The organism is Bacillus sp. JUb11 (assembly GCF_024807925.1).
In the GTDB taxonomy this organism is placed as follows: Bacteria; Bacillota; Bacilli; order Bacillales; family Bacillaceae; genus Bacillus; species Bacillus altitudinis.
On the sequence record NZ_JANUEZ010000002.1, the window covers coordinates 386,918 to 410,351 of the forward strand.

The 23,434-nt window shown below is 42.7% G+C and carries 25 protein-coding genes and 1 tRNA gene; 5 read left to right on the top strand and 21 right to left on the bottom strand.

The window, feature by feature from the left end:
* Positions 1-138: 138 nt before the first annotated feature.
* A tRNA-Arg gene (locus tag M2369_RS05195) sits at positions 139-214 on the bottom strand.
* A gap of 253 nt (positions 215-467) precedes the next feature.
* On the opposite strand from M2369_RS05195, the gene clpP reads away from it, so the two are divergent.
* On the top strand, positions 468-1,064 hold the full coding sequence (gene clpP / locus M2369_RS05200) for an ATP-dependent Clp endopeptidase proteolytic subunit ClpP (RefSeq protein WP_024719872.1): 597 nt from the start codon (positions 468-470) through the stop codon (positions 1,062-1,064).
* Between the two features lie 55 nt (positions 1,065-1,119).
* On the opposite strand, the gene M2369_RS05205 is transcribed toward clpP, so the two are convergent.
* A complete protein-coding gene (locus M2369_RS05205) occupies positions 1,120-1,698 on the bottom strand; it encodes an LOG family protein (RefSeq protein WP_024719873.1) in 579 nt (192 codons plus the stop codon).
* 136 nt (positions 1,699-1,834) lie between these two features.
* Between M2369_RS05205 and M2369_RS05210 the strand changes: the two genes are divergently transcribed.
* On the top strand, positions 1,835-2,176 hold the full coding sequence (locus tag M2369_RS05210; protein WP_039169100.1) for a MazG nucleotide pyrophosphohydrolase domain-containing protein: 342 nt from the start codon (positions 1,835-1,837) through the stop codon (positions 2,174-2,176).
* A 29-nt stretch (positions 2,177-2,205) separates the two neighbouring features.
* On the opposite strand, the gene M2369_RS05215 is transcribed toward M2369_RS05210, so the two are convergent.
* A complete protein-coding gene (locus M2369_RS05215; protein ID WP_041507806.1) occupies positions 2,206-3,828 on the bottom strand; it encodes a SulP family inorganic anion transporter in 1,623 nt (540 codons plus the stop codon).
* 37 nt (positions 3,829-3,865) lie between these two features.
* Positions 3,866-4,447: a beta-class carbonic anhydrase gene (locus M2369_RS05220; RefSeq protein ID WP_096881889.1), complete on the bottom strand. Its 582-nt coding sequence runs from the start codon at positions 4,445-4,447 to the stop codon at positions 3,866-3,868.
* Between the two features lie 553 nt (positions 4,448-5,000).
* Between M2369_RS05220 and M2369_RS05225 the strand changes: the two genes are divergently transcribed.
* Positions 5,001-5,978, top strand: coding sequence for a 2-hydroxyacid dehydrogenase (locus M2369_RS05225; protein ID WP_041508114.1), 978 nt, complete (start codon positions 5,001-5,003; stop codon positions 5,976-5,978).
* Positions 5,979-6,158: 180 nt separating this feature from the next.
* Positions 6,159-6,647 (top strand): ribonuclease, encoded by a 489-nt coding sequence (locus M2369_RS05230; protein ID WP_144679154.1) that lies wholly within the window; start codon positions 6,159-6,161, stop codon positions 6,645-6,647.
* A gap of 52 nt (positions 6,648-6,699) precedes the next feature.
* Here the strand turns inward: M2369_RS05230 and M2369_RS05235 are convergent, their stop codons facing one another.
* The 17 genes from M2369_RS05235 to M2369_RS05315 form a co-directional block, all read right to left on the bottom strand.
* Positions 6,700-7,443: an arylamine N-acetyltransferase family protein gene (locus M2369_RS05235; RefSeq protein WP_047945649.1), complete on the bottom strand. Its 744-nt coding sequence runs from the start codon at positions 7,441-7,443 to the stop codon at positions 6,700-6,702.
* 39 nt (positions 7,444-7,482) lie between these two features.
* Complete coding sequence (locus M2369_RS05240) at positions 7,483-7,740, bottom strand: HPr family phosphocarrier protein (protein ID WP_008348124.1); 258 nt, start codon at positions 7,738-7,740, stop codon at positions 7,483-7,485.
* Positions 7,741-7,766: 26 nt separating this feature from the next.
* Entirely contained in the window at positions 7,767-8,717 is a 951-nt protein-coding gene (whiA, locus tag M2369_RS05245) for a DNA-binding protein WhiA (RefSeq protein ID WP_008348125.1), read from the bottom strand.
* A 17-nt stretch (positions 8,718-8,734) separates the two neighbouring features.
* A complete protein-coding gene (locus M2369_RS05250) occupies positions 8,735-9,694 on the bottom strand; it encodes a gluconeogenesis factor YvcK family protein (protein WP_008348128.1) in 960 nt (319 codons plus the stop codon).
* Positions 9,695-10,582: an RNase adapter RapZ gene (gene rapZ, locus M2369_RS05255; protein WP_024719879.1), complete on the bottom strand. Its 888-nt coding sequence runs from the start codon at positions 10,580-10,582 to the stop codon at positions 9,695-9,697.
* 39 nt (positions 10,583-10,621) lie between these two features.
* Entirely contained in the window at positions 10,622-11,086 is a 465-nt protein-coding gene (locus tag M2369_RS05260) for an 8-oxo-dGTP diphosphatase (protein WP_008348133.1), read from the bottom strand.
* Between the two features lie 357 nt (positions 11,087-11,443).
* Entirely contained in the window at positions 11,444-12,394 is a 951-nt protein-coding gene (gene trxB / locus M2369_RS05265; RefSeq protein WP_029575420.1) for a thioredoxin-disulfide reductase, read from the bottom strand.
* Positions 12,395-12,628: 234 nt separating this feature from the next.
* Positions 12,629-14,002: a C40 family peptidase gene (locus M2369_RS05270; RefSeq protein WP_310503961.1), complete on the bottom strand. Its 1,374-nt coding sequence runs from the start codon at positions 14,000-14,002 to the stop codon at positions 12,629-12,631.
* A 364-nt stretch (positions 14,003-14,366) separates the two neighbouring features.
* A complete protein-coding gene (locus tag M2369_RS05275; protein WP_259253528.1) occupies positions 14,367-15,827 on the bottom strand; it encodes a tetratricopeptide repeat protein in 1,461 nt (486 codons plus the stop codon).
* Between the two features lie 130 nt (positions 15,828-15,957).
* Positions 15,958-16,587: a bifunctional phosphoribosyl-AMP cyclohydrolase/phosphoribosyl-ATP diphosphatase HisIE gene (hisIE, locus tag M2369_RS05280; protein ID WP_259253529.1), complete on the bottom strand. Its 630-nt coding sequence runs from the start codon at positions 16,585-16,587 to the stop codon at positions 15,958-15,960.
* The gene (gene hisF / locus M2369_RS05285; RefSeq protein ID WP_024719884.1) at positions 16,584-17,342 is read right to left on the bottom strand and encodes an imidazole glycerol phosphate synthase subunit HisF; all 759 of its coding nucleotides are present in this window, start codon (positions 17,340-17,342) and stop codon (positions 16,584-16,586) included. Before hisF ends, hisIE begins: the two co-directional genes overlap by 4 nt.
* Positions 17,339-18,076, bottom strand: coding sequence for a 1-(5-phosphoribosyl)-5-[(5-phosphoribosylamino)methylideneamino]imidazole-4-carboxamide isomerase (gene hisA / locus M2369_RS05290; protein WP_039169085.1), 738 nt, complete (start codon positions 18,074-18,076; stop codon positions 17,339-17,341). The genes hisF and hisA overlap by 4 nt, the downstream gene beginning before the upstream one ends.
* Entirely contained in the window at positions 18,073-18,711 is a 639-nt protein-coding gene (hisH, locus tag M2369_RS05295; protein WP_039169083.1) for an imidazole glycerol phosphate synthase subunit HisH, read from the bottom strand. Before hisH ends, hisA begins: the two co-directional genes overlap by 4 nt.
* Complete coding sequence (gene hisB, locus M2369_RS05300; RefSeq protein WP_007500075.1) at positions 18,711-19,295, bottom strand: imidazoleglycerol-phosphate dehydratase HisB; 585 nt, start codon at positions 19,293-19,295, stop codon at positions 18,711-18,713. The genes hisH and hisB overlap by 1 nt, the downstream gene beginning before the upstream one ends.
* Positions 19,292-20,581 (bottom strand): histidinol dehydrogenase, encoded by a 1,290-nt coding sequence (gene hisD / locus M2369_RS05305; protein WP_259253530.1) that lies wholly within the window; start codon positions 20,579-20,581, stop codon positions 19,292-19,294. The genes hisB and hisD overlap by 4 nt, the downstream gene beginning before the upstream one ends.
* On the bottom strand, positions 20,578-21,225 hold the full coding sequence (gene hisG, locus M2369_RS05310) for an ATP phosphoribosyltransferase (protein WP_259253531.1): 648 nt from the start codon (positions 21,223-21,225) through the stop codon (positions 20,578-20,580). Before hisG ends, hisD begins: the two co-directional genes overlap by 4 nt.
* Positions 21,218-22,393, bottom strand: a complete 1,176-nt coding sequence (locus M2369_RS05315) for an ATP phosphoribosyltransferase regulatory subunit (RefSeq protein ID WP_017368113.1) — start codon at positions 22,391-22,393, stop codon at positions 21,218-21,220. Before M2369_RS05315 ends, hisG begins: the two co-directional genes overlap by 8 nt.
* A 233-nt stretch (positions 22,394-22,626) precedes the next feature.
* On the opposite strand from M2369_RS05315, the gene M2369_RS05320 reads away from it, so the two are divergent.
* Positions 22,627-23,418: a C39 family peptidase gene (locus M2369_RS05320; RefSeq protein WP_259253532.1), complete on the top strand. Its 792-nt coding sequence runs from the start codon at positions 22,627-22,629 to the stop codon at positions 23,416-23,418.
* Positions 23,419-23,434: the final 16 nt, after the last annotated feature.

Here is a 23,434-nt window from a genome sequence, read left to right on the forward strand (position 1 = left end):
CTACTAAATATTCTATTTCATTGGCTCAAATTTATCAATTCCTTAACCAAAAGAACACAAAAAATAGTACGATTAAATTTTAACTAGAATGTACAAAAAACATCAAGGCTACTGTATGTATCCTTGATGTTTTTTGTACGCGCTCGGAGGGATTCGAACCCCCGGCAGACGTGGTACCGGAAACCACCGCTCTATCCAACTGAGCTACGAGCGCACGATATGTTTTTTAAACGTCAGCATATCAAATTATAAGGGAAATGCTGCAAGAAAGCAATGATTAATCGCTATCCCTGTCGATGCATTTTCTTCATTCCCATACATATACTCATATGATGGTTTGAAGTGGAAGAGTTTTGGGGAAAATGGATAGGGGTATTTGATTTTAGGTCAGCATTTTGTTTGACCTTTATTGACCAAAAATGTATCATTGAATTACATACTTACCTAAAAGGTGAAGGAGGAACATTATGAATTTAATACCTACAGTCATTGAGCAAACAAATCGTGGGGAAAGAGCTTACGACATTTATTCTCGTCTTTTAAAAGACCGTATTATCATGCTTGGTTCTGCGATCGATGACAATGTTGCCAACTCCATCGTATCACAGCTTCTCTTCTTAGAAGCCGAGGATCCAGAAAAAGATATCTCTATCTACATTAACAGCCCTGGCGGTTCGATCACAGCTGGTATGGCCATTTACGATACGATGCAATTTATTAAACCAAAGGTATCAACTATTTGTATTGGTATGGCTGCATCTATGGGTGCGTTCCTGCTTGCTGCTGGTGAAAAAGGTAAGCGTTATGCCCTTCCAAATAGTGAAGTGATGATTCACCAACCACTAGGTGGTGCGCAAGGTCAAGCAACAGAAATTGAAATTGCGGCAAAACGAATCCTTTCTTTACGCGATAAACTGAACCAAGTACTTGCTGAACGTACTGGTCAGCCAATTGAAGTCATTGAGCGCGATACAGATCGTGACAACTTCAAAACAGCGGAAGAAGCACTTCAATACGGACTCATTGACAAAGTCTTGACCCGTAATTCAGAAGAACAAAAATGATCACAAAACAAACCGTCTGCTCTTTGAACAGGCGGTTTTTTGTTATGCATCTGTTTTAAGACAGCTCCGTCCATTTCTGCTGAAGAGACGGTGTTTGATAGGAAGCCATCTGTGAAATCAATTCTTCTGGTTCTCCAGAGGCATGCAGCAATTGAAGGTGTGATTCATTCGAAAAACCTTCCTGTACACTGAACGTCACCATGTCGAGGAGCGGTTTGAAATACTGATTCACTTGATACAATCCGATTGGCTTTTGATGGATGCCAATTTGCGCCCAGCATAGCACCTCAAATAATTCTTCATATGTACCAAAACCACCTGGCATGGCAATAAACCCATCGGCCAGCTCGCTCATTTTCGCTTTTCGTTCATGCATTCCTTTGACTTCAATGAGTTCAGTGAGCTCTTGATGCACAACCTCTCCTCTAAAAAGCCCTTTTGGCATGACTCCGATCACTTGCCCGCCGTTTTTTAATACCTCATCCGCTATAGCGCCCATTAAGCCAATTCGTGAGCCACCGTATACAAGACGGATTCCTTGCTCTGCCATATAAGCCCCTAGCTCGACAGCTTTTTGTTTGTAGATGTCATTCACACCTGGATTCGAACCAGCAAACACACAAATCGTTTTCATCAAAACAGCTCCATCTCTCTCTATGATTTCTTCACCCACTCATTCTACTATAATTCATTGTAAAGAAACAGCCGCTCCATCTATATATAGTGTAAAATCAGAAGGTGAACACCATATAAGGAGCTGTATAAAGAGAATGCAAACAACTGAAATGGAAAAATGGATCAAAGATTTCTACAAAATGAGAAATTGGACAGAATACGGGCCGTTTATCAGGTTAGGTTTCCTGATGGAAGAAACAGGAGAACTCGCTCGTGCAGTCAGGGCGGTCGAAATTGGACGCGATCGACCTGATGAGAAAACACAGGAGGTCGCCGCGTTAAGAAAGGACCTTATTGAAGAAATGGGGGATGTCTTAGGAAATCTACTAGTTCTAGCTGATCTCTATGATGTAACAGTAGAAGAGGTCTTCTCTTCCCATCAACAGAAACTTACACAACGGTTTTCTAGTGAAAAAGAGCAGGTAAAAAGCACGTGACCGACATGTCACGTGCTTTTTTTAGCCTTTTATAGCTGCTGTGGTGAAATATCATCCGTTCGTTCAAAGAAATGCTGCTTTCCAATGTGATGGAAAAGACCGGTACGATGCAAAAGCTCTTTTGGCTGTGATTGAAGCCCTACAATCATCAATTTTCCATTGTGATGCTTTAATCGATTGGAAATGTTCATCAGAACCGCTTCTGCTGAGGTGTCCATATAATTCACTTTGTTCATAAGCAAAATGAGTGTTTTCGGCTTTGTCTGAACATGATCCAAAATCGAATTTTCCAATGAATCGGTTGTACCGAAAAAGAGTGGCCCTTCAATCGAATACATACTAATCCCTTTCTGATCGGTCTCCCTTTCTAAGGCAGCCGCCGTTTCGATTTGAGGAACAGCGACATTTGTGTGGATATTTGTTGTCTGGCTCATTTTTTTGATAAAGGCGATAAACGCTAAAATGAGACCTGCAGTCACGCCAATAATCAAATCACCGATGACCGTCAGCAGGAAGGTCACGACGAGCACAAGGGAATCCGCATTTTTGACTTTGACAATATTGATAAACTCTTTTTTCTCACTCATATTCCACGCCACAAACATCAAAATCGGTGCCATGGCAGCAAGCGGAATCATCGATGCATATGGTGCAAATAACATTAAGATGAGCAAGACGACGACACCATGCACGACTCCTGAAATGGGGCTTGCTCCGCCATTTTTAATGTTTGTTGCCGTACGAGCAATCGCTCCAGTCGCTGGAATCCCTCCGAAAAGCGGTGCCGCCATATTGGCAATTCCTTGCCCGACGAGTTCTTTATTGCTGTCATGCTTTGAGCCTTTCATATTATCAGCAACCATAGCTGACAAGATGGACTCCACGCCGCCCAAAAGCGCAATGACAATAGCCGGCGGCAGCAGATAAATTATTTTTTCAATCGTTAATTCAGGGAAAGCGAAAGTTGGCAGCTGACGAGGGATTTCGCCATATGCAGAGCCGATGGTTTCAACTTGTCCTTGAAAAAAGAGAACAGCTATAAATGTTGAAACGAGTAGACCTAATAGAGCACCAGGTATTTTGGGAATGTATTTTTGTGCCGCCAAAATCACGATGAGCCCAACAATCGCTGTGAGAATGGCGAGACTGTTTGCGGTACCGAGATGGACCACGATTTCTCTCATATTGAGGAAAAAGCTTTCATGCTTTTCAACACCCTTTAATCCGAGGAAGTTGGCAATCTGTCCTGAAAAAATAATGACAGCAATGCCAGCAGTAAAGCCGATGATAACCGGACGAGGAATAAATTTCATGAGCTTTCCTAGTTTGAATATTCCGAATAATACAAGCATGCAGCCTGCCATAAAACCAGCAATGAGTAAGTTTTCGATACCGTACTGGCTGACGATCCCGAATAAAATTGGAACAAATGCCCCGGTCGGTCCGCCGATCTGATACTTTGAACCACCAAACAATGAAATCAAAATGCCGGCAACGATGACTGTGTATAATCCGTATTCTGGTCCGACACCAGATGCAATGGCAAAAGCCATGCCTAAAGGAATTGCCACAACGCCCACGACAAGCCCAGCGATTAAATCGCGTCTAAATTTTGATGAATCATAACCTTCAAATCTTCCATAAAAACGCATGGTATGTGTTGGCCTCCTTCAAGTATGTGTAGATGATTTAGGTATATTGCGGGTCGATCTGTTTATCTTTTATAACGACATCCAGCTTTCCTGTTGCCGGATGAATCACTAGTCCATGAACAGCTACATCACTTGGCATGAGCGGGTGCTCTTTAACTAATTTCACACTTTGAGATACGCTCTCTTCCACTGAATCAAAGCCTGTCAGCCAGCCCTTTAAATCGACACCTGCGCTTTTCACAATGCTCAAACACTTTTCCTCAATTCCCCTTGCTTTTGCCTTTTCAAGTAAAGGGTCTGCCGCAAGGCCTGCCATTCCGCATTCATGATGTCCGACAATGCATACTTCCTCTGCTTTCAGCTCATAAATGGCTAGTAAAATACTCCGCATGACACTGCCAAATGGATGTGTGACGATGGCTCCTGCATTTTTAATGATCTTCGCATCACCGTTACGAAGCCCCATGGATTGGGGTAATAATTCCAACAGGCGTGTGTCCATACAAGTTAATATAACCAATTTCTTCTCAGGAAATTTTCCCGTCTTGAAAGGCTCATACTGTCTCTCTTTCACAAAGTCTTCATTGTGCTGAAGAATCTGTTCTAATGTTGATCCCATCCTGTCATCTCCTATCTTTTTTAAGTGATTGTAACGCCTTACCTGGCCTCCTTTTCCCTTGTGTGTTCTCAAGCATAGAGAAGAAAAATGATAGAAAAAAAAGAAAAAAATGAGAAAACGATGAGAGAATATGTAATCATTTTCTCTATTTTGCTCTTTGTTCCGCTTCAGCACAGGGGAGAGGCGGCTTTTGCTTACAAACGATGGCTTTCATTTCACCAAAAGACGATGAAATGGTTTAGTAGAAAATGACCATCCCGTTTAATACACTGCAAATATAATAAATTTTCTATCAAAAAGTCTCGATCTATTTTCCAGTTTGTCAGATTATCTCTCGAAACATCTAACATTTTTCTATGACTCATCTACTAATCACTCGTTTTTCTACATCATAAAAAGACATCAGCATTTACTCTTTCACTATAAAAATCTCTCCTTTTCCGTTATTTCAGTATATTAAATATTGAGCAGCTCATATTCAAACGTGTACTGCCAAAATGGTTGCTTTATAATAAAAAGAGAAAGATGACCATGTGAAAGGAGCGAGTTGATGATGAAACCACATATTTTTGTCGCCAAACCCTTACCTGCCGCTTTTGAAGACATGTTAAAAGAACATTGTACATATGAGGTATGGCAGTCAAAGGATCCGATCCCAAGAGATCTGTTATTTGAGAAGCTGCAGAAGGCTGATGGCCTTTTAACATCTGGTACGAAAATTGATCAAGATTTATTAGATCATGCACCCCAACTCAAGGTGGTGAGCAATAATTCAGTCGGTTATGACAATTTTGATCTAGAAGCCATGAGACAAAGAGGCGTGATTGGTACGCACACGCCTTATACACTCGATCATACCGTTGCTGATCTTGCCTTTTCGCTCATTCTCTCTTCTGCAAGGAGAATTGCCGAGCTTGATCGTTTTATCCGCGAGGGAAAATGGACAAAATTTGTTCAAGAGGAAGATATATTCGGCATTGACGTCCATCATCAAACGCTTGGGATCATTGGAATGGGACGAATCGGTGAGCAAGTAGCCAAACGAGCCGCTCATGGTTTTGATATGAACGTCCTCTATCACAACCGGAGCCGGAATGAGAAAGCCGAATCAGCATATGGCGCTGTATATTGTGCACTGGATGACTTGCTGAAGCAAGCTGATATCATTGTGTTAATCACACCACTGACGGATGAGACGTACCATATGATAGGAGAGCGGGAATTGAAATTAATGAAGCCGACAGCTTTATTCGTGAACATCTCCCGAGGAAAAACCGTCGATGAGAAAAGCCTCATTCAAGCACTGCAGGAAGGGTGGATTAAAGGAGCTGGTCTGGATGTGTATGAGCAAGAACCGCTTCAGGAAGATCATCCTTTCAAAGAGATGGACAATGTCACGCTTGCCCCGCATATCGGTTCCGCTACTGAAACGACAAGAGATCTTATGCTGAAACGAGCCATTCATAATGTACTTCATGGAATTGATGGCAAAGCCCCTGTTGATATTGTGAAGGAGCTTGCCTCATCTTAATTGAAAAAAGGCGCAGGGAACTGCGTCTTTTTGTTTACGTCATCTAGAGACAGTAGGTCAAAAAGCCTCATTTTTTCCAATCTCCTGATTCTTTACATTCTCTTCATATGCCGGTGCTATAATATGAGGTAGACAAGCATCAAGAGGACGGCATCCCATTTCCTTTTGAGGAGGATCAAGATGAAAAAAATAAGTTCGATTTTTACTCTGTTCGCTCTGATTGCTGCCATTCTGTTTTCTGGATTTATCCCGCAGCAAGTCCATGCAGAAACACCACTTACACCAACAGCCACAAATGAGACTGCTTCCGTACAGCTTGCACCAGACCTTCGTACCCTTGCCGTCATTAATACCTTTGATGGTGTAGCAGATTACTTAATCCGCAATAAACGACTACCTGATAATTACATCACCAAATCACAAGCGAGCGCCCTCGGATGGGTGGCATCAAAAGGAAATTTAGCTGAAGTCGCGCCGGGCAAAAGCATCGGTGGAGACGTATTCTCTAATCGGGAGGGACGCCTTCCATCCGCTAGTGGCCGTACATGGCGTGAAGCCGACATCAACTACGTCTCCGGTTTCCGTAATGCTGACCGCCTAGTATACTCAAGTGACTGGCTCATTTATAAAACAACCGATCACTATGCGACATTTACGCGGATTCGTTAATCATTGTAAAAAGACAGCCCTAAGTCAAAAGGGCTGTCTTTTTTCATACTGTTTACGGAAGCAGTTTTTGTACGTACTCTTCAAACGGTTGTGAGAGTGGTTTCTTCGATACTTCTTCCTGTTCATGTATCGTGACATGATCCTCTGTCACGATCACACGACCTGTTGGTGTCAGTTTGGATGCAAGCAGCCTTTTGTTAAAAGGAGAGGCTTCATTTTCATAAATCTCATGCCGCAATTGCACAAGTGTATCTTCACCGACTTCTTTTAATGTGAAAGCATAACCTGTTTCAGCACCTGCTCCCCTATCCAATTGGAGTAGATGGGTTCCTTTTTCTGTTTCCTCTGCGTTCACGCGAAAACGAAGGGACGGTGCTTCCACCCATTCACCTGTAAAAGGGACGGGCTGAAGGGGTAAATTCACACCAAATCCTGCATCAATGAGGTAGCGCTCATGGTGATGTTGAAGGACGATGGCTACATGCGTCCCATCCAGTGCCCACTTCTCTGCTTCTTTGTTATATACGGTCCCTTGAACGAGCTTTACGGCGAGACCTGCCTCTTTTAAGACATAATATAAGAGCGGATTGAGGTCATAGCAAAGCCCACCTCTGCTGCCTTCCAGAAGATGATGCTTCAAACCTTCTTGATCCAAAGCATAGGCGTGTTTACCCACCACAGATCTATTTTCAAAAGGAAAGGTATAAGCCATCTTCCTTAGTAAATCCGGTAATTGATCAAACGTAATGGACGCGGCTTCATATCCAATTTTCTGTAAAAAGGCTGATTGAATCACAACTTTCCCTCCTAAAAAAACTGAGCCCTTGAAAGAGACTCAGTTTTCTTGATTGATAAAATCCGTTAACGCATCGATGGCTTCTTGTTCATCTGCTCCATCAGCTATTAGTTTGACGGTGACCCCAGAGCTGATCGCAAGACTCATCAGTCCCATAATACTCTTCGCATTGACCTTTTTCCCATCTTTCTCTAGAAAAATATCAGCACCAAAACGATTGGCTTCTTGAACGAACAAAGCAGCCGGACGTGCCTGCAAACCCGTTTTCAGCTGAATTGTGACCGTTTTTTCCACCATATGATCTGCCTCCCTTTTTTATTTCCCTATTTGAGTGTAACAGCTTGTCCGTTTCTTAATTGTTCTGCAATTTGATCTAGCTTTCTTAAACGGTGATTAATGCCTGATTTGCTGATCTTGCCGCTTTCCACCATTTCGCCAAGTTCCTTTAGTGTGACTTCTTGGTAGTCAATACGCAGTTGCGCAATTTCACGCAGCTTATCTGGCAGGGCGTCTAGTCCAATCTTTTCGTCAATGAATTGAATATTTTCAACCTGGCGCAGTGAGGCACCGATCGTTTTATTCAAGTTTGCTGTTTCACAATTGACGAGCCGGTTCACAGAATTCCTCATATCTCGGACGATGCGCACGTCTTCAAAACGAAGCAATGAGTTATGAGCACCCACAACACTTAAGAATTCCGTAATTTTCTCCGCTTCCTTCATGTATGTGATAAAGCCTTTTTTGCGTTCAAGTGTTTTACTGTTAAGATGGAATTGATTCATGAGCTCACAAAGGGCATCATTATGTTCTTTGTATAGTGAAAAAATCTCAAGGTGATACGAAGAGGTTTCTGGATTATTCACAGAACCTCCTGCTAAAAAAGCACCTCTCATATAGGAACGCTTGCAGCATCTTTTCTTCACAAGTTCTTCTGAAATGTTGCGTTCAAATACAAATTGTTCCCCTAATATCTTTAGGTCCTCTAAAATGGTTTTCGCTCGTTCTACCAGTCTGACAATATACACATTATTCTTTTTTAATCTCATTTTTTTACGAACGAGCAGCTCGACAGTCACATCGTATTTCTTTTTCAAAAGGGTATAAATACGTCTTGCAATGGCTGCGTTCTCTGTCTGTATATCTAAAATCAATTTTCGATTAGAAAAAGATAATGAACCGTTCATACGGATGAGGGCAGAAAGCTCTGCTTTTGTGCAGCAGTCCTTCACTTCCAGATTAGTCAGCTCTTTTTTTGTTTCGGATGCAAATGACATCCTTGCCACCCCCATTCCTATTTTTTCTGATGCAGCAAATCGACAAGCAGCGCAGCTACTTTCAACGTATCATGACGAATCACATGCTGGTCATATGTAATAATTTCCCCAGGGATGACTTCTAGTCCCATGGCTTTGAGTACATCTGTGTCGAATTGTACAGGCTGCGCCTGTTCTTCTGCATATTTTGCTTTGATTTCTTCTGGGATTTCTTTATTGTTCACAAATATCGTATCGATAAATGGTCGGTCCATATGATCGTTTAGTGCCTGCACATGATCAGCTGCACTGTAGGAAAGCGTTTCCCCCGGCTGTGTCATGACATTGCAAATATACACTTTTTTCGCCTTAGAACGAATGACTTCTTCGCCAATATGTGGTACAAGCAAGTTTGGCAAGATACTTGTATACAAGCTGCCAGGTCCAAGGACGATCAAGTCGGCTTCACGAATGACTTGAATCGATTCTGGGAGCGGCTCAATCGTATCGGGTGTGAGGAACACTCGTTTAATTCGCTCACCATAGGTTGGAATTTTTGATTCTCCTGTTACCACTTGCCCGTTTTCTAATTCCGCATGAAGAACAACACTTGAATTCGCTGCTGGCAATACTTTTCCTCTCACATTTAAGACCTTGCTCATTTCTGTGACGGCATGAAAAAAATCACCGGTTATATTCGTCATCGCCGCAAGAATGAGATTGCCGAGAGAGTGGCCTGTTAAGTCATTCCCTTTATTAAAACGGTGCTGAAATAAATCTTCTACGAGCGGTTCGACATCAGAGAGTGCCGCAAGTACATTTCGAATATCGCCTGGAGGCGGAATATTCAAATCATGTCGCAGTCTGCCTGAGCTGCCTCCATCATCAGCTACCGTCACAATGGCGGTAATGTCCACTGGCTTTGTCTTTAATCCTCTAAGTAAAACAGATAAGCCAGTGCCTCCGCCAAGAATGACCACCTTTGGAAGTGTCGTCATCTATTTTCTGCTTCTCTTTTCAATGTCCCGGTGAGTGACATGAGTATAGTAGTCATTTTTAAAATACTCCGATAAGTAGTTCGCTAGCGTCACAGATCGGTGCTGTCCGCCTGTACAGCCAATGGCGATCACCAGCTGACTTTTCCCTTCTCGTTTATAGGACGGAAGCATAAAGCTGAGAAGGTCGATTAATTTCTCCGTGAACTTTTGCGTTTCACTCCACTTCATGACATAGGAACGTACTTCTTCATCGTTTCCAGTCTGTGGACGCATGCTCTCAATATAGTAAGGATTCGGCAGGAATCTCACATCAAATACAAGATCAGCATCAATCGGCAAACCGTATTTAAAACCGAATGACATCACATTCACTGTAAACACCTGCCCTTGGCTCGTGGCAAAGTGTGCGACAATTTTTTCTCGAAGCTGTTTGGGTTTTAAATCCGATGTATCAAAAATCATTTGAGCCCGGCCTTTTAACTCTTCTAACAGATCGCGTTCCATCTCAATTCCTTCGAGCGGCAAACCTGTTGTCGCAAGGGGATGAGAACGTCTCGTTTCTTTATATCTTGAGACTAGCACCTTATCGTTTGCATCTAAAAATAGAATCCTTGGTGTGATCCAGCCGATATCACTCATCTCATCTAAGGCAGCAATTAAGCTATCAAAGAATTCGCGTCCGCGCAAATCCATCACAAGGGCCACCTTGCTCATCTTTGAATTGGATTCCTTCATGAGCTCTAGAAACTTCGGTAAAAGTGATGGCGGTAAGTTATCCACACAAAAGTAACCTAAGTCTTCAAAGCTTTGGATGGCAACGGTTTTCCCCGCACCTGACATTCCTGTAATAATCACAAGCTGAATATCATCTTGTTTGTGCGTATTCATGCCTGCTCCCTCTCCTTCTTTATGAAAACGGTTCATTTATTAGTCTCCTTGAGGATCTAATCGATAAGCAATCAGCTCAAAATCTGGTGTATACGTAAAAGTGCCGTGGAGAAGTCCTTTCCCTTTCAACATGAAGTCAAGAATATGGGAATCTCCTGGAGCCATCGGCAAGCTGGGCACATCTTTTACATCATGCCATTTTAAAATGCCTTCCTCCGACTCTGATACGTTTTTTCCTGTAAAGGAATCTGCCATAAAGGTGAACATCATCCACTCTTGAACGATTTGATCACCTTCTTTTATGATAAAGGTAAACACGCCTTTTAGCTGCGGATTTAAAATATAAATGCCTGTTTCTTCTCTAAATTCTCGAACGACTGAATCCTTGACCGATTCTCCGCTCTCCATTTTGCCGCCAGGTGCTACCCACCAGCCTCGTCTTGGCTTTTGCAGCAAGAGAACTTGATCTTCGTGATGCAGCACACAATTGGTTACTCGTTGCATCAGCTGTCACCTACTCTTTTATGTCTTTTTCTTATTATACAGGTTCATCATGACTCCCACAATGAACATGCCCGTTCTTCACTGAAAACAGACAGGTTTTCGTATGAATATGGTGACGGGCACTTTATCTATTCTTTATTTTACAACATCTAACGGTTCTCCATGCGTCATTTGTGAACATCTCGTGAATTTCTGATTTTAAGCAAAAAAAAGGACACGGATTCACATCCGTGCCAAACATGTATTCCTTATAAAAGGGGGTCAATTACTAGTTTCATCATAACGGATAATTGTTTCACCCGTGTTACATTCCAGTTAAAAGCCCGTGACGCAATATTAAGGATTTACGACAGCTGTTTATTTCATTGCTTTTAGCTTTTCAGCAAGCTCTTCTACATAATGCTGTGCACTCTGTGCTGCAATACTTCCATCACCTGTTGCTGTGACGATTTGACGAAGTGTTTTCTCACGAATGTCACCAGCTGCGAAGATTCCTTCAACTTTTGTTTCCATTCTTTCGTTCGTCTCAATGTAGCCCTCTGCATTTGTAATCCCTAGATTTTCAAATGGTTTAGACAGCGGCAGCATACCGATGTAGATAAAGACGCCATCTGTTTTGAAGTCTTCTTCCTCACCTGTCACGGTATCAATTAATGTCACACTGCCGACTTTCCCGTTTTCTTCATTGATTTCTTTAACGGTTTTGTTCCACATAAAGTCGATTTTTTCATTATCAAATGCACGTGCTTGTAAGATGCTTTGGGCACGAAGTTTGTCGCGTCTATGGACAATAGTGACTTTAGACGCAAAGCGAGTGAGGTAAACACCCTCTTCTACTGCTGAGTCTCCTCCGCCAATCACGACAAGCTCTTTGTTTTTAAAGAAGGCACCATCACATACCGCGCAGTATGATACGCCGCGGCCGCCAAGTTCTTTTTCGCCTGGTGCACCGATTTTTTTGTATTCAGCACCTGCTGCAATAATGACAGAGCGTCCTTTGTATTCTTTGGAACCAGCTTTGACGGTTTTGTACTCTTCACCATCTACAATTTCTTTAATATCGCCATACGCATACTCGGCACCGAATTTCTTTGCATGCTCAAACATTTTATTTGAAAGTTCCGGCCCTAAGATGCTTTCAAAGCCCGGATAGTTCTCAACATCTTCCGTATTCGCCATTTGGCCGCCTGGAATTCCTCTTTCAATCATCAGTGTTGAAAGATTTCCCCGTGATGTATAAACAGCGGCTGTCATTCCGGCAGGACCCGCTCCAATGATGATCGTATCGTAGATTTTTTCTTCTGACACAACTGTCACTCCCTCTTCAATTGCTGCTAGCATTTCTTATTAGAATGCCCTTGGGTGATGCTTCCATTCATGACAGAGAGCATCATTTCCACTCTTAGCTTTTATTCCTTATCCATATCCTATTAAATCTGCGGGTAATAAGCGAATCATTTGCTCATATCTTCAAAAAAAGAAAAAGCTTCCTTAAACTGCTGTTTAAGGAAGCCTGTTTACGGTTATATAGTAAGTAATGATTTATTCAACGACTCTTCTTACAACGCCATTGAATGCTTTTTTCCAGTAAACGTTGCTCATAGAGTCAACTGAAACACCGCGAGAGCTATTATCGTTCAAGAATGTACCGTTTCCTAAGTAAATACCAACGTGTCCATTTACTTTATACGTATCAAAGAACACAAGGTCTCCGCGTTTCATGTCAGATGCACTTACAGCTCTTCCTTTACCTACAAGCGTATCTGTTGTTGTACCGCCAACTGGTCCAAGGTTGATGCCTGCTGATGCAAATGCCCAGCGAACGAATGAAGAACAGTCAAAACGACGTGCGTCAATATCGGCTTGTGATCTGCCGCCGCCCCATTTATATGGAGATTGTCCTACAATGGTAGAACCTGTGCTGATTGCACCTTCGATTCCGCCTACGTTATTGCTGACAGGTGATCCACCGCCAGAAGATGGCTTTTTGCTTGGTGAACTGCTGCTATTGTTATTTGAAGATCCACTGTTATTTGAAGAAGAACCGCTGTCGTTATTAGAGCTGTTGTCTTCAGCTTGAACAGCTGCTTGACGCTGCTGTTGTTTTTGTGCTTTTTCTTCTTTTGCTTTTTGAGCAGCTTCTCTTGCTTCTTTTTCAGCTTGTTTTTGAGCAGCGATTGTTGCGTCTTTTTCAGATGCAATGCTGTTTGCCTCAGTGTTTAACTCGCTGATTTGAGAAGAAGCACTTCCTTTTTGCTTTTTCACTTGCTTGAATAGCTTGTCTTTCTCATCAAGCTGTTTATTTAAGTCTGTTTGAAGTGTTTCAAGCTTCGCAAGCGTCTTTTGAACATCTTCAAGCTTTGTGTTTAATTCGTTTTCAGACTTTTGTAATTCTGCTTTGTCTCTTTCTTGTTCTTTAATGATTTCGCTGTCTGCGTTGATTAATGTAGATACAGCACCTGCACGGCTGATGAAATCGCTAAAGCTTTTTGCTCCTAGCAATACATCTATGTATTTCGTAGAACCACCGCTTTCTTGAAGCGCACGTACACGCTTTTTCAAGAATTCGTTTCTTTCTTCGATACGTTTTTCTGTATCAGCAATTTCTTTTTTCAGTGCTTTGATTTCTTTTTTTGTTTTTTCGTTTTCTTTTTGTTTTTCTTCGATTTGATCACTTGTTTTTAAAGCTTTTTCGTCAATTTCTTTTAGCTTTAGCGCAAGTGCCTCTTGTTTTGCCTCAAGCTTTGAAAGCTCTTCTTTTTTCTTTTGAAGATTCTTGTTTACCTCTGACTGCTTGCTGTCTAGTTCTTGTTTCTTTTGTTCAAAGTTCTGTGCATTTGCTTCATGAGTAAATGGAATAAATAAACCGCTCGCTCCAATCACCGAAGCTAAACCGAAAGTAATAAACTTTTTCACGTATAGTTCCTCCTTTGACAATTTCCCAAGCGACATGAGAAAGCAGCAAATTCTCTGCGACCAATCTGTGCTTCCTGTGTCTTTCTTCCTGATGATTCAGTCAGATGTTGACCAGATTGTTTCTATCACTAGGTGTTGCATTATGTATAGTAAAATATTTAAATATATGTCTTTGTTTTAATCCACGAGTTTCATTATACATGACACATCGACAAAATGAGCTAATATTTTTATTACATTTATGTTTCAAATAGATGTCGAGATTGTCATACTTCGCCAAATCCTAGCAAATCCCACCTTTTTATCCAAGAAAAAAGCATGACCTTTTCGGCCATGCTGCTGTTATCTGAATCTATTTACCTATTCAAACCATGAACGCACAAATAATATTCTCATATTTTGACAGCGTTTGAACGCTGATCTGAAAAGAAGCTGCGATCTCTTTTTTGCTGACAGCTGATTCTTCTTGTTCATTCATCCATAGATAATAAGAAGCTGCTGCCCATGCAATGGCATTTTTCTTCTCTACGCCTGAAGCGCGTGCTTGCTGAATAATATGGAATAACCAAAAATATGGCATGTGGCTATCAGGCTGCACCGCTTCTTCCAAAGCAGATGCCGCCTGTTTTGCGAAGACCGCATCTTCTGAAAACGATCGTTCTTCCATTTGATCTTCAAATAAAAGTAACTCAATAAACTGCTGTTCAAAGGCCGTTTTCGCAGCGCGGGAATCAAGAACAGATTGCAAGACGTCACGTTCACCTTTTTGTTTGCTAACATAGTAGGCAGTGAGTCGTTCCTCAATTGAAATCATTGGCTCAGACTCCTCTGGTTTATCTTGCCACGGCTTGATTTCATCTGCATCAATATCTTCTTCCACCATCTTATCCCAGACGGTTTGCGCCAGCGTTTTGTGCCCCGTATAATAGGCTGCACTTGCCAGCCAGTATAAAAACGTACTATCACCTTGGAAACCTGTTTTATACAAAGAATAAAGCCATTTAAATGCCCATTCAAATTCTCCAACAAGGGCAAATGTTGCGCCAAGCTTATAACGCTGTTCACTTAATATTGGATACACGTGCGTTAATTGCTTCGCTAACAGATTGACCTTTTCTTCTTCTTTTTCATAATGATAGAAAACAAGCTGATTACAAAGGGCATGCAGATTACCGGGATTTTCATGAAGGACCCGGTTCAACATTTCTTTTGCCTGATCGATTTGGCCAGAATAAAAATAGGCCAAAGCGAGATTATTATACGCTGACCAAAACTCTGGATACTCAACAATCATCTGTTCCAGCATCTCGATTGCTTCATCCAGCCTGCCGCTTTCTAGCAAATGGTTGGCTTGATCCTGCTTTACAATCAGATCATCCTGATCATAAGGGAAATCTTCATCAACATCGTCACTCATATCAAGCAGATCGAGGAGATCGTCATTTTCATCTGCAAATTCCCCGTCTTCTTCCAGCGCAGCATAAGCAGTGGCGCATCTATATGCCTCTTGAAACAAACCGAGATTCGCATAATTATTGGCTTTAAAGTAGTGACACTCTGACATATTCTCATCCAAGTGTTCAAGGATAAAATCAAGCAGTTCATTTGATTGTTGGTAATGACCCATTTCAGTATAAATAATGGCAAGCTGCGACAGCATTTCTACATTTTCAGGCTCAAGAACGATGGCCCGCTGTATCAGCTTACTTGCCCTAGACAGATTTCTTTCTCTATATGCTTTTAGACCTTTATGAAAAAAGTAATGCCCATCTTGGAATAGCTGGACGACTTGTGTGTGATTATTTTGAGAAGTGTATTTACTCACCGATACCCTCCATTTCGAACAGTGTACCGTGTGTAGTATAACATACTTCATGAGTCGTCACATAGAACAAAAGGAAAGGAAGGATTTGTTTTTCATTTAAAAGCAAAAAGCCGGGGGTACCCCCAGCTTTTCATTCCCCTTGATGGCGCTTTTTCAATACCTTTAATACATCATCAAGAGGCAGCTGCTGTTCACGTAATAACACAAGAAGGTGATACAGGAGATCTGCTGTTTCCCATTTCAATTCTTCTTGATCACGGTTCTTCGCCGCAATGATAACTTCAGAAGCTTCTTCCCCTACCTTTTTCAGGATTTTGTCGACTCCTTTTTCAAAAAGATAGGTCGTATAAGCTCCTTCTGGCATTTCCATCTGCCGTTTCGCAATGACCTGTTCCAGTTCATTTAAAATGGCAAAGCGGTCTTGTTCTCCCCTTTGCTGTTTCACGCCATCTTCTGAAAAACAGCTATAGCTGCCTGTATGGCAGGCTGGGCCGCTTGGTGTCACTAGAACAAGCAGGGCATCTTGATCACAGTCATAGCGAATAGATGTAACACGCTGGGTGTGTCCAGATGTAGCTCCTTTGTGCCAAAGCTCATTTCTCGATCTGCTAAAAAACCATGTTTCCCCTGTCTCTAATGTTTTTTCATAGGATTCTTGATTCATATACGCCAAAGTAAGAACTTCCTTGCTTTGAGCATCCTGTACAATGGCAGGAATGAGACCTGCATCATTAAAGATTAATTCGTTTGCCTGTTTCATCGTACCTTCACCCCGTGTTCTTTCAAATATGTCTTCACTTCTTGAATGGAGGTTTCTTTATAATGGAAAATAGAGGCTGCGAGTGCGGCATCAGCTTCACCTTTTGTAAAAGCCTCCAGCATATGCTGCGCATTGCCAGCACCTCCTGAAGCAATAACTGGCACTGTGACTGCTTCTGATACAAGCCTCGTCAAACGATGCTCAAAGCCCGTTTTCTCTCCATCGGCATCCATGCTAGTCAGCAAGATCTCGCCTGCTCCTCTTCGCACGGCTTCTTTCGCCCAGTCACTCACTTCTAAATCCGTTTGACGGCGTCCTCCGTGCGTATAGACCATGTATGCTTGTTTCTCTTCATCGTATTTCGCGTCAATCGCAACAACTATGCACTGTGAACCAAAAAAGTCGGCTCCTTCTGTTATTAGCTCCGGTCTTAAAACAGCCGCTGTGTTCACAGACACCTTGTCTGCCCCCGCTCTTAATATACGCTTCATATCATCAAGGTGGTTAATCCCGCCGCCCACCGTGAATGGGATAGCGAGAGTGGATGCAACTTGTTTCACCACATCCACCATTGTTTTTCGGCCTTCATGAGAGGCAGATATATCAAGAAAGACGAGTTCATCCGCACCTTCCTCGTCATAGATCTGCGCTAATTCGACCGGATCACCAGCATCCTTCAACCCTAGAAATTGGATCCCTTTGACCACACGCCCTTCCTTTACATCAAGACATGGAATGATTCGTTTTGTCATCATATGCTGTCAAGCCCTTCAAACGCTTCTGCTAAAGTAAATTGCTTTGTGTACAGCGCCTTGCCAATGATTGCACCAGACACACCTGTCTGCTTTTGTGCTGATAGCTTTTGCAGATCACCTACTGCACTGACACCACCTGAGGCAATGACTTGTTTGCCAGTTGCTTCTGCTAATCGAACCGTACTTTCCACATTTGGACCAGACAGCATGCCATCCATTTGAATATCAGTGAAAATAAAGACCTCTGCGCCTTCCTTTGCCAGTTCCTTACCGAGTTCCTCCGCCTTCACTTCCGACGTTTCAAGCCACCCTTCAGTCGATACAAAACCGTTTCGTGCATCAATGCCAATGGCAATTTTCTCTCCATATTGCGCCAGCATTTTTTTCACAAAAATCGGGTTTGACACCGCTGAACTGCCAAGAATGACTCTCGATACGCCATTGTTTAGATAGAATGCAACATCTTCTTCTGTCCGAATGCCGCCGCCAATTTGGACATTCACATCTAATGAGGAAGCAATCGCCAGCACATGCTCGTGATTCACGCGTTTTCCTGCTTTTGCGCCATCTAAATCAACGAGATGTATCCATTTCGCTCCTTCATTTGCAAACCGTCTCGCCATGTCTAACGGTGAATCTCCATAAATGGTTTCTTGGTCATAGTCTCCTTGCACAAGTCGTACACATTTGCCATTTCTCATATCAATTGCTGGATATAATGTAAAATCACTCATTTGCTCACCCTCTGTTCGTTTGCTAATTGAATAAACTGTTTCAGCAGTGCCATTCCTGTTGTACTGCTTTTTTCAGGGTGAAACTGCGTTCCAAACACATTCCCCTTTCCAACAATGGCAGGTACTTGAACGCCATAGGGCGCACTTGCCAATAGATCTTCTGGATTCATGCCGTTCACATAATAAGAGTGAACAAAGTATGCAAATCCTTCCGGCACACCTTCAAACAACGGAGAGGGCTGATGAAATGTGAGTTCATTCCAACCCATATGAGGTACCTTCAGCCTTTGTCCATCCTGATCACGATCCTTCAAAAGAACGACACGTCCTTTTAAAAGGCCTAACCCTTTTGTTTTACCTGCTTCTTCACTTTCTTCAAACAACAACTGCATGCCAAGGCAAATGCCAAATAACAGCTTTCCTTCCTGCACGACTTGGTGGATAAACGCCTCAAGTCCTGTCTGTCTTAACAGCTGCATCGCATCACGAAACGAACCGACGCCTGGCAAAATATACGCATCTGCCTTTTTCAGCTCCTCTACTTCAGAAGACACGATATAAGAAGCCCCTGCTCGTTCCAGTGCTTTTGATACGCTAAACAAATTCCCCATTCCATAGTCAATGACGCCAATCATTAGAGCATCCCCTTTGTCGACGGAATCCCTTTCACACGCGGATCAATGGTTGTTGCTTCATCTAAGGCGCGTGCCATCGCTTTAAAAATGGCTTCAATCATATGGTGGGTATTGGTTCCATAGTGAACGATCACATGAAGATTGATTCGTGCTTCAAGGGCAAATTTCCAAAGAAACTCATGAACCAGCTCCGTATCAAAGGTGCCGACCTTCTGACTCGGGAAATCAGCTCTCATTTCCAAATGAGGACGATTGCTTAAATCAACGACGACTTGGGCAAGTGTTTCATCCATTGGAACAAAACTAGAGCCGTAGCGCTTAATTCCTTTTTTATCCCCGAGCGCTTCTTTAAACATCTGTCCAAGCACGATGCCAATATCTTCTGTTGTGTGGTGATCATCGACATCTGTGTCTCCTTTTGCATCTACAGATAAGTTAAAGTGCCCATGCTTTGTGAATAAGTCGAGCATATGCGTCATAAAAGGGACATCTGTTTGAATATCTGCTTTTCCTTCACCATCAATCTCTAGCGCTAACGAAATGTTCGTTTCATTTGTCTGTCTCGCTGTTTCCGCCTGTCTCATTCTGATTCCTCCCGCTTTCTCGCTTCAATCGATCTTGCATGTGCTTCAAGCCCTTCTAATCTTGCAAAAGCCGCAATGCTTTCCCTATGTGTTTCAAAGGCTCCTTTGCTATATGAAATGATGCTCGTTTTCTTTTGGAAATCCGTGACGCCAAGCGGACTGGAGAATCTTGCTGTCCCGTTTGTTGGCAGCACATGGTTCGGTCCTGCGAAGTAATCCCCTACCGGCTCTGGGCTGTAACGCCCTAAGAAAATTGCTCCAGCATGCTTGATTTGACCAAGTAGTGATTCTGGATACGCCGTCAGCACTTCTAAATGCTCTGGGGCTAACTGGTTCACGATATCAACTGCACGATCCAAGGATTCTGTCACGTAAATATGGCCATAGTCTTGAATAGATTGTGCTGCTATTGATTTCCTTGGCAAAGTGTCCAGCTGCGCTTGCACCTCTGCTTGCACTGCTTCAGCCAATCCTTTAGATGGTGTCACCAAAATACTAGATGCCAATGCATCATGCTCTGCCTGTGAAAGCAAATCAGCTGCCACCTCATGTGCGGTTGCCGTTTCATCTGCTAAAACAGCAATTTCACTTGGGCCCGCAATCATATCAATGTCTACTTGACCAAATACTTCCCGTTTGGCAAGTGCTACATAAATGTTTCCTGGACCGGTGATTTTATCAACAGGCTGGATACTGTCCGTTCCATATGCAAGAGCAGCTATCGCCTGAGCACCACCCATTTTGTACATTTCTGAAATGCCCAGCTCCTTCGCTGCTACTAGTACAGCGTCAGACAGACGACCGTCTTTTCCTGGCGGTGTCACAAGAACAATTCGCTCAACGCCGGCTACAAGTGCCGGGATCACATTCATTAAAACAGATGATGGATAGGCGGCCGTTCCGCCTGGGACATATACACCGACCGCATCGAGCGGTGTTACTTTCTGACCTAGCATTGAGCCGTCCTTTTGGTGATAAAACCAAGAGGAGGTTAGCTGACGCTCGTGGTATGTTCGAATATTCCGGATCGCCGTTTGGATGATTTTGATCATCTCCGGGTCCAAACGTTCGTAGGCTTTTGTCTTTTCATCCTCCGTCACAAGTGGCTGTTCAATAGAGACACCGTCAAATTGCTTCGTGAAAGACCGTACCGCTTCGTCACCATTTTTTCTCACTTCTTCGATTATTCGCTGAACAGCCAATCGCTGCTCTTCCGTTCCTGTATCTAGAGAACGCTTGAGTGAGAGAGTGTCTGTCTCACCTTCTTGTATGTAGGTGATGTTCATGATGTTTCCTCCCCTTCTCCTTCGATGATTCTTGCCAGACGCTGCGCCATTTCATCGATTACCGCATCCTTCATTCGATAGCTCACAGGATTGACAATAAAACGTGACGTAATGTCACAAATATGTTCCGTTTCGACAAGTCCATTTTCCTTAAGTGTTTGGCCGGTGGAGACAATGTCAACAATTCGATCGGCAAGTCCGATGAGCGGTGCTAATTCAATGGAACCATTTAGCTTAATGATCTCCACCTGCTCACCTTGTTCTCTAAAATAAGAAGAAGCGACATTTGGGTACTTTGTAGCCACACGCGGCGCGACACCGCCCCAGCTGGCTCCTGGCAACCCCGCTACAGCTAAATGACATTTGCTAATGTTTAAATCGAGCACTTCGTACACATCCCGTGCTTCTTCAAGCATGACGTCTTTGCCTGCAATGCCCACATCTGCTACACCGTGCTCTACATATGTCGTCACATCCATTGGCTTCGCTAAAATAAAGCGGAGACTTTCTTCCGGTACATCAATGATTAATTTTCTTGAATCTTCGAATTCCTCCGGCAGCTGATATCCAGCCTGTCTTAATAGCCCTGCTGCTTCTTCAAATATCCGCCCCTTTGGCATTGCCATTGTCAACACTTTACCCATTTTGCTCTTCCTTTCTAGCGCCGATAAAATAAGTCACTTGCTCAAATGCCTTGGTCATGGCATCGATATTTTCAATACCTGCTAAGTCTTGGAGAACAATCCTTTTGCCCTTTGTCCGCTCTTTTTCTGCAAAATCAAATGCTTCAAGCCGCTGTTCTTTACTAAAAATCACAGCCTCTTGGGGCTCATTTATTTCTTTTGCGTCGAGCGCCTCAAGAAGACGGTCTAATCGAAGTCCAAAGCCTGTAGCAGGTGCGGGTGCATCAAAGTGAGCAAGCAATTGATCATACCTTCCTCCACTTCCGATCACAGACCCAACATGATCTGCAAATACTTCAAACAAAATCCCAGTATAGTAGCTCATATGACTGACCATGCTTAAATCCAAACGGATATATTCTGTACAGCCGTAATCTTCAAGTGTCTCCCACAGCGCCTTTAACTCCGCCAGCACTTCTTTGCCCTCTTGTGACACCACAATTTCTTCAGCCTGCTGGGTCACTTCTTGACCGCCGCGCAGCTCTAAAAGCTGGAGCAGCCTTGTTTTATCGATGGATGAGAGCGGCAATTGTTTGACATGCTGCCTGTATCCCACATAATTCTTTTCATATAAAAATCGGCGCAATACGTTCGCCCGCTCTGTATTTCCTAGTACATCTAAAAACAAGGTCTCAGCCAAAGCCACATGCCCGATCGCAATTTTGAAGGATTGAAGTCCAGCATTTTTTAATGCAAACACGACAAGCGCTATGACTTCAGCATCTGCACTAATCGAACCATCACCGATCAACTCAATACCGACCTGCTCAAATTCAGAAGGTCTTCCCCCTTCTCTTTCCTGTGCCCGAAACACGTTGGCTGCATAACCGACTCGAAGCGGATACGCCTGTTCGTGAAGCTTTGAAGCCGCCACTCTCGCAATTGGTCCCGTCATATCAGGTCTAAGCACAAGGGTTTGACCATTTTGATCAAGAAGCTTAAACAGCTGCGTATCTGTAATCGCCGATTGAACACCGACTGTATCGTAAAATTCAAGCGTTGGCGTTTCCATTAAACGATAACCCCAACCATTCATGACCTCTGTTAAAGAATGCCTAACTCTTTTCTTCGTCTCATACAATCCTGGTAATGAATCTCGCATACCATATGGTTTTTCAAACATGAACATGTTCTTCCGCACCTCCAACACATTAAAACAAAAAATTCCGAATCCTTTAGTTCGCTAATATGATAATATGCTAACAAAATAAAGTGATTAAATCAATCATTTTTATTTTCCCCTTTTTTTCCTTAATCATTTGTTCATATATTACATTAAAATGACACCTAATCCTTTTTGATCTCTTTGCTTTAGGAACATGCTATAATACTTAAAAATATTGAATAACACAGGAGATTACAGTGAAATTCATCCAGACATTAATCTTAACTTTGTTGTGCGCATGTCTTGTTTATTTCGGCTTTATTTACATTTCACAATTCGACCAAGTCAAGAAAACAACGTCACCGCAAGAAGCCAAAGAAAAAGAAAATGATACCGCACTAGCAGCAAAAGAAACACGTTCTACGAAAAAAACAGAAACAACACATTCTAGTTTAAAAGGAAATAAAAAAGCCATGGACGTCATCCTCTTTAATCAAATGGATGCACCAAAGCTTTATAACGGATGCGAAGTCACGAGCTTAGCCATGCTTCTTCATTACAGCGGCTATGAGCATATAACGAAAAACGCATTGGCAAACGAGATTAAGCGTGTCCCGCTCAATTATGAGAATGGCTTAAAAGGAGACCCTCATGACGGGTTTGTAGGCGATATGGAGAATGGGCCAGGTCTTGGTGTGTACCACGAACCCATTTATCAGCTTGCGAAAAAATATGCAGGTAATCAAGCGGTGGACTTGACCGGCAAGCCAGTCAAAAAGGCCATCTATCAATCACTTGAAAAAGGTTATCCTGTCTGGGTCATTACCACTTCGACCTTTGCCAAAACAGATAACATTGAAACATGGAATACACCAAATGGGAAAATAGATATCAGCTTTAATATGCATAGCGTCGTCATCACTGGCTATGACAAAGATCATGTCTACTTAAATAACCCTTACGGAGAGAAGAATCAAAAAGTAGATCGTGAACAGTTTGAGGATTCTTGGAAACAGATGGGCAGCCAGGCGATTATCATTAAAGCATAAAACCCCGCTAAATAGC